Annotated in this window: 10 protein-coding genes; 7 read left to right on the plus strand and 3 right to left on the minus strand. The window is 37.5% G+C overall.

All coding sequences use genetic code 11. The features are described from left to right. Positions 1–20: 20 nt before the first annotated feature. The 3 genes from asnS to nth all read left to right on the plus strand — a co-directional run bounded on the left by asnS (position 21) and on the right by nth (position 2883). Positions 21–1313, plus strand: a complete 1293-nt coding sequence (asnS, locus tag RVS70_RS17200; RefSeq protein WP_121605098.1) for an asparagine--tRNA ligase — start codon at positions 21–23, stop codon at positions 1311–1313. Between the two features lie 225 nt (positions 1314–1538). Next, on the plus strand, positions 1539–2219 hold the full coding sequence (locus tag RVS70_RS17205; RefSeq protein WP_205601735.1) for a DnaD domain-containing protein: 681 nt from the start codon (positions 1539–1541) through the stop codon (positions 2217–2219). A 4-nt stretch (positions 2220–2223) separates the two neighbouring features. Further along, positions 2224–2883 carry an endonuclease III gene (nth, locus tag RVS70_RS17210; RefSeq protein ID WP_121605100.1) on the plus strand — a complete coding sequence of 220 codons (660 nt, stop codon included), beginning with the start codon at positions 2224–2226 and terminating at the stop codon, positions 2881–2883. A 354-nt stretch (positions 2884–3237) separates the two neighbouring features. On the opposite strand, the gene RVS70_RS17215 is transcribed toward nth, so the two are convergent. Both RVS70_RS17215 and recU read right to left on the minus strand, forming a co-directional pair. Continuing rightward, a complete protein-coding gene (locus tag RVS70_RS17215) occupies positions 3238–6009 on the minus strand; it encodes a PBP1A family penicillin-binding protein (protein WP_321134189.1) in 2772 nt (923 codons plus the stop codon). A gap of 18 nt (positions 6010–6027) precedes the next feature. Then, on the minus strand, positions 6028–6618 hold the full coding sequence (gene recU / locus RVS70_RS17220) for a Holliday junction resolvase RecU (RefSeq protein WP_205388536.1): 591 nt from the start codon (positions 6616–6618) through the stop codon (positions 6028–6030). A 120-nt stretch (positions 6619–6738) separates the two neighbouring features. Here recU and RVS70_RS17225 point away from each other — a divergent pair, with 120 nt between their 5' ends. Further along, on the plus strand, positions 6739–7704 hold the full coding sequence (locus RVS70_RS17225; RefSeq protein WP_026680984.1) for a DUF2515 family protein: 966 nt from the start codon (positions 6739–6741) through the stop codon (positions 7702–7704). Positions 7705–7880: 176 nt separating this feature from the next. Here the strand turns inward: RVS70_RS17225 and RVS70_RS17230 are convergent, their stop codons facing one another. Further along, the gene (locus tag RVS70_RS17230) at positions 7881–7985 is read right to left on the minus strand and encodes a spore protein (protein ID WP_200862547.1); all 105 of its coding nucleotides are present in this window, start codon (positions 7983–7985) and stop codon (positions 7881–7883) included. Between the two features lie 159 nt (positions 7986–8144). Between RVS70_RS17230 and RVS70_RS17235 the strand changes: the two genes are divergently transcribed. The 3 genes from RVS70_RS17235 to RVS70_RS17245 all read left to right on the plus strand — a co-directional run bounded on the left by RVS70_RS17235 (position 8145) and on the right by RVS70_RS17245 (position 9513). Next, positions 8145–8360 (plus strand): hypothetical protein, encoded by a 216-nt coding sequence (locus RVS70_RS17235; RefSeq protein ID WP_321134192.1) that lies wholly within the window; start codon positions 8145–8147, stop codon positions 8358–8360. A gap of 65 nt (positions 8361–8425) precedes the next feature. Continuing rightward, a complete protein-coding gene (locus RVS70_RS17240) occupies positions 8426–8788 on the plus strand; it encodes a DUF1798 family protein (protein WP_026680982.1) in 363 nt (120 codons plus the stop codon). A gap of 317 nt (positions 8789–9105) precedes the next feature. After that, the gene (locus RVS70_RS17245) at positions 9106–9513 is read left to right on the plus strand and encodes a cytidine deaminase (RefSeq protein WP_026680981.1); all 408 of its coding nucleotides are present in this window, start codon (positions 9106–9108) and stop codon (positions 9511–9513) included. Positions 9514–10009 lie beyond the last annotated feature (496 nt).

Raw genomic sequence — 10009 nt, forward strand, 5'->3', positions numbered from 1 at the left:
CGTATCAGGAGGTAATTTTTTTGAAAATAACTATTTCACAAGCACCAGCACACAATGATCAAACAGTTACCATGGGAGCATGGCTCGCCAATAAGCGTTCAAGTGGAAAGATTGCCTTTTTGCAACTACGTGATGGTACTGGTTTTATACAAGGAGTAGTCGTTAAAAATGATGTCAGTGAAGAAACCTTTCAACTGGCTAAAAATTTAACCCAAGAATCCTCTGTTTACATAACTGGTAAAATTGTTGAGGACACCCGCTCTCCGTTTGGTTATGAAATGCAAGTAAGTGATATTGAATTAATACATGAGTCCATTGATTTTCCAATAACTCCTAAGGAGCATGGAACTGAGTTTTTAATGGATCATCGTCATTTATGGCTACGCTCTAAAAAACAACATGCTGTAATGAAAATACGAAATGAAATTATTCGCGCAACGTATCAATTCTTTAATGAGAACGGATATGTAAAAATTGATCCTCCTATTCTAACAGGTTCTTCCGCTGAAGGAACAACGGAATTATTTCACACAAAATACTTTGACGAGGAAGCCTATTTGTCACAAAGTGGTCAGCTATATATGGAAGCAGCTGCTATGGCTTTTGGTAAAGTATTCTCCTTTGGTCCTACTTTTCGAGCAGAAAAATCGAAAACACGCAGACATTTGATTGAGTTCTGGATGATTGAACCAGAAATGGCTTTTGTTGACCATCAAGAAAGTCTTGAAATTCAAGAGAATTACGTGAGCTTTGTTGTGCAAAGTGTTTTAGAAAATTGTAAGCTAGAATTACAGGTATTAGAAAGAGATACTGAAAAATTAGAAAAGGTAAAAGCACCATTCCCACGAATCTCTTATGATGATGCGATTGATCTTTTAAAAGACAAAGGATTTACGGATATTGAATGGGGAGAAGACTTTGGTGCACCTCATGAAACTGCGATTGCTGAAAGCTTTGATAAGCCAGTATTTATCACAAATTACCCAGCAGAGATTAAAGCATTCTACATGAAGCCTGACCCTAATCGTTCGGATGTTGTTTTATGTGCAGATCTTATTGCTCCTGAGGGATATGGAGAAATTATAGGTGGTTCGCAACGTATTGATGATTTAGAGCTTATGAAAGAGCGCTATGAACAGCATGACTTAACAGGCGAAGCCTATAAATGGTATCTAGAGCTAAGGCAATACGGTAGTGTTCCTCACTCAGGTTTTGGTCTAGGATTAGAAAGGACAGTCGCTTGGATATCTGGTGTAGATCATGTACGTGAAACAATTCCTTTTCCAAGATTACTTAACCGGCTTTATCCATAAATGAGGATTTTTTTAGTGACTAGCTATCAGCTTTTTTATCGCTAATTCCAATATATAGTCGGTTTAAAAGGAACAAACCTTAAACGTATAAGCGTTTATGAACCGCTGCTGTTTTTTGAGGTTGGGGTTTTTACAGCCCATTAACCTGTAATAAAATCCCTTGTCTTTTAGAGCAAGGGATTTTATTATTTTAACAACATGCTATACTTTTAATGAGGTGCTATGATGACGAAGCAAATTTCCATTCAAGATATATTGTTAAACCAAATACAGATTCCTGTAGAATTATTCTTAGCATATAAGGATTTAGGGCTCAATGAAAAGGAAGTAATGCTCTTATTACAGATTCAACGATTCTTACAGGATAGGGTTGATTTTCCTACACCTGATCAGTTAGCTGCTTATGTTACAATGGATGAAAAGGAATGTGCACATTTATTACGGGCACTGATTCAAAAGGATATGCTAGCTATTAAGCAGCAGGAAAGGGAAGGGGAGAAACTAAGTGAAGCTTATTGTTTAACCCCGCTTTGGAATAAATTATTTTCATCGGATATACAACAACAGGAAGCGTCTACTGACGGAACAATATTTATCTTATTTGAACAAGAATTTGGCCGTCCGCTTTCACCGTTTGAAATAGAGACGATAAATGCGTGGCTTGATCAAGATCATATTTCACCTGCTTTAATTAAAGCAGGATTAAGAGAATCTGTGTTGATGGGCAAGCTTAATTTTAAATATATTGACAGAATTCTAAGAGAATGGAAGAAAAAAGGAATCCATACAGTGGAGCAAGCTAGAAATGCAAGTAAGCAATTCCATTCTTCGCAAACAGGAACAAATCAGCCTACCAAAAAAAGAGATACCTCATTTTATTATAATTGGCTAGAAGGAGAAGACTAAGCAGATGCTGAATAAAAAACAGATTAGATTTTGTTTAGATGAAATGAAAAAAATGTTTCCTTATGCTGAATGTGAACTGGAGCATGAAAATCCTTTTGAGTTGGTTATAGCAGTACTTTTATCCGCACAGTGTACGGATACATTAGTAAATAAAGTAACGAAAGAATTATTTAAGAAATATAAAACACCAGAGGATTATCTTGCAGTGCCTTTAGAGGAGCTGCAGAACGATATTAAGTCAATTGGTTTATATCGGAATAAGGCAAAAAATATCCGTAAACTATGTACCGTTCTTTTGGAGGAATATGGTGGTATTGTCCCAAAATCAAAAACAGAGCTTGTTAAATTAGCTGGAGTTGGTAGAAAAACGGCAAATGTGGTAGCATCTGTTGCATTCGGTGAGCCTGCAATAGCTGTGGATACGCATGTTGAGCGTGTATCAAAGCGTCTAGGTATTTGTAGATGGAAGGATACGGTCATAGAAGTAGAAGAAACATTGATGCGGAAAGTGCCAAAAGAGGAATGGAGCGAAACACATCATCGCATGATATTTTTTGGCAGGTATCATTGTAAAGCAAGAAATCCAAACTGTCCAGAATGTCCACTGTTAGAGGTGTGTAGAGAAGGGCAAAAGCGGATGCGCACTGCTTCCCAAAAGTCATAAAATGACTAAGGATATCCTTTTTGTTTATCTAATTAAAATTGAGATCGCCTATGATTGAAACTTAACTCGGGTACGGAATTCAACCTCCTCGACATCTTCATTTACGGCTTTTGAAAAGACTCGAAGTCTGTGCAGACTTGATAAAGTTAAAACTGTATTCAGGGTATTGTCGATTTCCTAACTTACCCAAAAGATTTTAAGAGGTAATTTCAATTAAATACAAACCAAAAAACACCGACCATGATTTTTGAACATCATGGTCGGTGTTTTGTTTAATGGACTTTTGAGACTACCTCTTTATTATTATTGTTCTTCATCATCTGAATTTCCACCGTCGGTATCGCCGCCTTGTTGTTAACTTTGACCGTCTTCAGGTTCTCCATTATCTCCACCAGGTTCTTCAGGTTCTCCAGGGTCTTCAGGTTCTCCATCGTCTCCACCAGCAGATTCTTCAGGTTCTTTAGGTTTTTCAGGTTCATCAGATCCACCAGGGTCACCGTTATCTTCTCCCGTTTCATCCGCAGGAACTGTCACGGTTGTATTTTGACTTTGTCCGCGGACTCCTTCGTTATTACCCTTTTTACCAACTGGTGTTACCGTGATGGTATAGCTTTGACCAGGCTGTGCTCCATCAATTTTAAGACCGTTTGCTTCAACTGTCTTCGTTTGTCCGTTTACTGATACCTCGAAGCTGGCAGGCGGACCATTATAGTTCCACGAAACATCAATTTCTGAATTTGCCTCATTGTAAGCGGCTGATAATCCCTCAACAGCTGGAATTCCTTCTTCCTCTTCTTCGCCTGGAATTTTTACTTTCGTGGTTTTCGGTTCACTCTTCATTGATTCATCGTCATTACTGATCGCCACGACCTGAATAGTATAATTAGCGTCTGGCTCTACCTCTTTAATCACCATAGAGGTATCTTCTGTCGTAGAGAGTGTTTGCATTTTTCCATCGTTCATTTGTAATCCGACTTCAAATGATACATCTGCATCGGATTTATAATCCCATGAAACATCAATCGTGTTACTTTCTTCGTTAAAGGTAGCCTTCAATCCACTTACTGCATCTAATTTATCGAACTTCTCGGAGGTGCTGCTTGGCTCTGTTCCTTTTACGAATAGCTCCGTCAAAATAGAGGATGAAGGTGTAAATTCACTCGGCTTCGCCGCAGGATTTGATCCTTTTTCAACCTTTGCTTCTACCACAGAATTTGGCTTAACAAAGTCTTTCGTCTCCACGTCTTTTGACAGTTCCGTCATAATGTTTTTGAATAGGGCATGCGGGATTTTCGTATGACCGCTAGGAATTACATCACGGTGTCCATTCTCATCCGTATAACCACCTGTCCATACGGATATCGTGTAATTCGTTGTATAGCCAGTAAACCATGAATCGGGGCTACCAGATTTATCTTCAAGATTGGTTGTTCCCGTCTTTCCTGCTACTGGTAAGCCAGAGATATTTGCAAGTTTACCAGTACCTTCTGTAATAGCAGATTTAAGCATATCTGTCATCATATATGCTGTGTAATCTGACATAACAGGCTCGGCCTTTGGTTTTAAATCAATGGTTCTTCCATCAGGAAATTCTACTTTGGTTACTGCATATGGTTCATTATACAATCCCTCATTACCAAATGCTCGGAATGCACCAGCTAGTTGTACTGGGGTAACATATGTTTGCGTTCCACCAATAGCATCTGTGATTGTAATTTTATCTTCATGGAAATTAATTCCAAGTCCTTCAGCAAATTTTTTGGAATTTTCATACCCAACCTCTTCTAGTGTTTTTACTGCCGGTACGTTTAACGATTGGTTCAAAGCATGGCGTGCTGTCATCCAGCCAGCGTATTGTCTGTTCCAATTTCGTACCGTTGCTCCTTTTGTTCCAGCTATTTCATATGGCTTATCATCGTTTATTTGATGGTATGTCGACATTTTATTATATTCTATTGCTGGACCATAGGCTATAATTGGTTTAAATGTTGAACCAGGCTGCTGTTCCGTTAAGGCGAAGTTGAATTCCTTTTTCCCTTCGCTATTTCGTCGTCCGCCAATAGCACGTATCGCACCATTCTTAGTATCCAGAACGGCCAGGCCTGCCTGCATTTCATCATCCGGATAAGGGATTGGATTATCTTCACTATCTGTTAATAAATATTCAACATGCTCCTGGGCACTTGTATCAAGTGTTGTATGAATCGTTAATCCATCTGTATTAATATCTGCACCATCTACTTTTTCTCTAACTTCTTCTTCCACCTTCTGTAAAAAGGCATCATAAGGAGCAGAATCAGGACGAGAGTCGGTTAACAGAGAAGAAATTTCCACTTCTCTAGCTTCATCGGCTTCTTTTTGTGAAATTTTTCCATGGCGCACCATTAATTTTAATACGGTATCCATTCTTTTCTTCGTTAGATCTGGGTTATTGAATGGATCGTATGCTGTAGGTCGCTGTGGTAAGCCAGCTAAAATGGCAGCCTCAGGAAGTGTTAATTCACTTAAGTCTTTTTTCCCGAAGTATGTCTCAGCAGCTTTAGCAACGCCATATGCACCACTACCGTAATAGATCTTATTTAAATACATCTCTAAGATCTCTTCTTTGGAGTATTCACGCTCCAGTTTTAATGCTAGCCATTGTTCTTGTACTTTTAAACTAATCTTTTTCTCAGGCGATAGGAAGGATTTCTCTACAACCTGCTGTGTAATGGTACTAGCACCTTCTGATCCAAAACCATTTGTTATATTGGCTACAATGGCACCACCAATACGTCTTAAATCGATTCCACCATGTTCAAAGAATCGAGCATCCTCCGTTGCTGTAACAGCATCAATTAATATTTTCGGCAATTCATCATAGCTTATTTTCGTTCTTTGCTTATCTCCAAGACTTGCAAATACTTCGCCATCCTTATCAAGAATTTGTGATGCTAATGGATCGGATAATTTTGCATCATCTATATCTGGCGCTGTAGCGATCCAATATGCAGCTGTCGCACCAGCGCCTAGTCCCATTACAACAAATATAATTAATAAGGACAGTACAATTTTTTTCCACATCGGTTTTTTCTTTGATTTTTTCTGTTTTCTTCTCGCTGTACGAGATTGGCTATTTTCTGCCATCACTTCATTCCTCCGTCTCTAAAAATAAAGCTCATCAATGATAGCTAAATAATCAATTCTTGCTTTATATTGAAAAGGGATGATATATCCTTCTTCCTGAATGGTTTCATAGGCAATCGATTTTTTGCCACCATTTAATTTGACGTTCCAGTGCACAAAAAGTTTCTCTGCAGGTAAAAAAAATGTTTCGTCATGTGCAGCAAATCGGATAATAATAAAACTAATTCCTCCATGGTCAACTACAGCCTTCATATGATCTATTTGATGTTCATGTATATTAGCTAGCGGAAACAAGGTTTTATTTTTAGTCTCTTTCGCTTCGAAATCAATATACCTATACCTATAGACCCCATTATAGTCAGTTGTTGATGCTTGTTTGAAATATGCTTCTGTAATAACTGCTGCACTTCGTTTTGGATAGTTTACCTTTACAATCTGTACTGGTGTTGGTTTTTTATAGATAACTGCTTTATTTGCTTTTACATAAAAAGTGTTCGTCTCATTAATATCTTCTTCTAATGTCATCCCTCGATTACTAAATATATTTGTGTTTTTTTTAGCGTCTTTTGGACGACTGATATTTTTTCTCTGCCCATTTGGGTAATTCATTTGTTGGTTCCTCCTTGCATAATACCATATCATATAAGAAAAAAAATACCATTTAAATAGTACGCATAAATATTACAGAATCGTGCATAGTTAAAACAAACTGTTGAAGGAAGGATGAAGATGTATCCAACGAAAGAACTTCAATCCTATGTCCATTATATAACAAATTCAACCAAATCACGAAATAGAGATAATATTAGCCGCACAACTGCTTATTTTAACTATTATTTGCAATTTCCAGAAATAAAATGGTCATACTTAGCAAGTCTTGTGTCTAGAAATGCAGGGTATAATATGACAGATCTATTGTTACCTCCTTATCGATTTATACTGGGTGATAAGGAGAGAGAGCGATTATTTATGACTTATGAACGCGCAAATTGGTTAATTTTCTCTGATGCATATCCGCAATTACTAATTTACCAGCTTTCAAAGCAACTGCGAGAGCCTGTATTTCAGTTATTAAAGGTTTTCCATGTGTCGGATTTTATGATAAAAGAATGGCATTATTTTTGGAAGTTCTCTGATGAAGATCGATTACTTCGAGCATTAATTATAAACGAACAGAATGTAATACATGGACCAGTAATTGAACAATCATTTTTTAAAAAACGTGTTTTTCACAAGCTACCATACGTACTACAAAATCTACTTTTAATGAACGCAGTACTGTTACCAACAAAATCAACGAATTTGTATGGTGCCTATGTACAAAACTTCACAAGTTTAACCAATCGGATTAATCTCGGAAAAAAACTGGCATCAATATTATTTACCCCATCTGTGTATAATGAAACATTGGCATTTGCTATAGATTGCGAACATACCGGTTCAAGATATGATTATGAGCGTTACTTAGATCTCTCCTTCCAAGCGTCTCCATTCCTACGAATGGTATACCCTATTATTTCACATCAAGATAAGATTCGAACAGATTGGTATAAATCGGGGGGTGTCAAAAAGAAATGGACAAAGAATGTTGCTACTCCAACAAAAAGTGATATTGGCTTAACTTTCTATAAAAAACGTCAGCTTTTGTATGCTTATTACTTTATTCGGTCTGTGTTTAGTAGGCAGGAATTATAACGAAAGGAGAGGGGGGTTATACAAAATTGAATCGAGGTTCATTTGGTATGTTTTTGATTTCATTGGCGGAAAGCGGTATGTACTGTTGTGCAGTGAATAATGCATTTGAAAAAAACGAACTTATCAAAGGGCTGTCCAAAGGTATTTTTGACCTCTAGGACAGCCCTTTGATTTATTTACGTAGATGGTCGGTTAGGACCATCTAATTTCTTATCGCCCTTTTTTAGGGATTTTGACCGAATAGATTCAGTTTTTGTTTGGTTTTTCTTATTTTGTTTCATGTGAACTCCTCCTTCAATTATTAGTTTGTCAAAAACACATAAATTAATGAGTTTTATCACCTGTTTTGTAAGCTTCGTTCTAGTTTTGTCGAACAGGAAGGATTGAATGGCTCTAAACCGAATACTAGTAGTAATAACTTAACCAAGGGAGGAGATTATATGTCATTTGCTATCAGGAATCTCCATACAGCTAATCCAGGTGCCGATCGGAAATCGGTTGAATTATTATTGCAACAGTTATCAGATCAGGTACGTTGGCTGGATCAAAAGCTTATGATGAAGGTTGAAAATGAAATATCTGATCAATTTCAGGATAGAATGAATGAAATGAATGCACTAAAAACGACTTTAAAGAGAGTGGAGGGGAATTATTAAAAAAAACATGTCCATTATGTTAAAATAATCCTAATAGCAAACTTTGTTAAAGGCGGATATTCAACATGGACATAAAGAAACAAACAGAATTATTAAAAGAGCATGTAGTTCGATTAAAGGATAAATATGAGCAAAACGATCCTCCTGAAAATCGAAAAGATAAAGCTTTGTTTTTAAAGGTTAAAGAAGAAACAACGCCTATTTATGAGATGTTACAACAATGGGAAACGGGCACGCTGCGAATGGTAAAAGAAAGGAAGCTAACTATTCATCCTCAACAGGTGGCTTCTACAAAAGAAAATATGGAACTGCTACTCATGCATAGTTACTATATAGATGTGAGAAGAAAAAGATACATGGAATTAAACCATTCCATTCTCTATATTTTTGACCAAATTATTAGAGAGTTGGAGCTGGGGCATAACTAAAAAGTTCCATTTAAAAGACGAACTATTTGGTGGTTCATTTTTTTCTTAGTCTAGAAAATTTAGCCCAGGGGGATAAATATGGGCATGTTGAGCCACGTCCAGCCTCAGTACCGAGAAATGGAGGCGACTTCACGAATCGCTCTACGCTAAGTCATCATCGGCTCGCAAGCACACCATGATTCTTTTATCTCCATTGACTCGCCCCAGTTGCTACGTTCTAAACGAGCGCTCGCACTTTTGTTCTGTTCCGAGCCTCTTTACAATCATTTGATTTTTACTTATAATAACCTTCCATACTGTGGAGAAGGGGATAAATAATGACTGCTAAATATGAATTAGTGAAAAAAGCCATTCGTATAAGGGATAACGCTTATGTTCCTTATTCCAACTTTCCTGTAGGAGCAGTTTTAAAAGCAAAATCAGGAAAGCTATATACAGGATGTAATATTGAAAATGCCGCGTATCCAGTGTCGTGTTGCGCTGAGCGTGTCGCCATATTTAAAGCAATCGCTGAAGGGGAGAAGGAGTTCACGGAAATGGCTGTTGCAGCTGACACAGATCGGCCAGTTCCTCCTTGTGGATCTTGCCGTCAAGTGATGAGTGAATTCTTTACAGCAGATATGAAGATTCATTTAACCAACCTAAAAGAGGACACTAAAACAGTTACGATGGAAGAACTTTTACCTTTTTCCTTTCAGCCATCTGATCTAAATAAAGAGACGTAAAGGGCGAGGGTTTGCCTTTTTAGAGAACCTCATTGAAAACGTAGATTATTGATAATATTTGCTCTATTTCTTTGTTCATAAAAAGGGCTGCTCAAAGTCGTTTAGACTTATGAGGCAGCTCCATTTTTTGTAGTCTAGGAAATTATAAAAATTGAGCATGAGGATAAATATAGACGTGTTGAGCCGTGTCCAGTCCCAGCGTCCAGAAACTAGGCTACTTCATGAATTGCTCTATGATAAGTCATCATCGGCACGCAAGCTCACCGTGATTCCTTTATCTCCGTTGACTCGCTCCAGTCGCTACGTTTCTAATCGGACATTTGCGCTTTTGTTCTAAGTTAAGAAAGTATAAAATCAGTGCAATGACTACGTTAAGCCAAGTAGTTATTTTGAAATGTTAGATGTATATTGGCAATGCTCCGACTAATTACTTCGCTTTCCGTGGGCACGGCCTCAACTAACTTTGCAAAGAAGAACACGTTGCAAAGTGGATTTT

Origin of the sequence: Virgibacillus sp. M23 (assembly GCF_034190895.1) — a bacterium.
In the GTDB taxonomy this organism is placed as follows: domain Bacteria; phylum Bacillota; class Bacilli; order Bacillales; family Amphibacillaceae; genus Virgibacillus; species Virgibacillus salarius.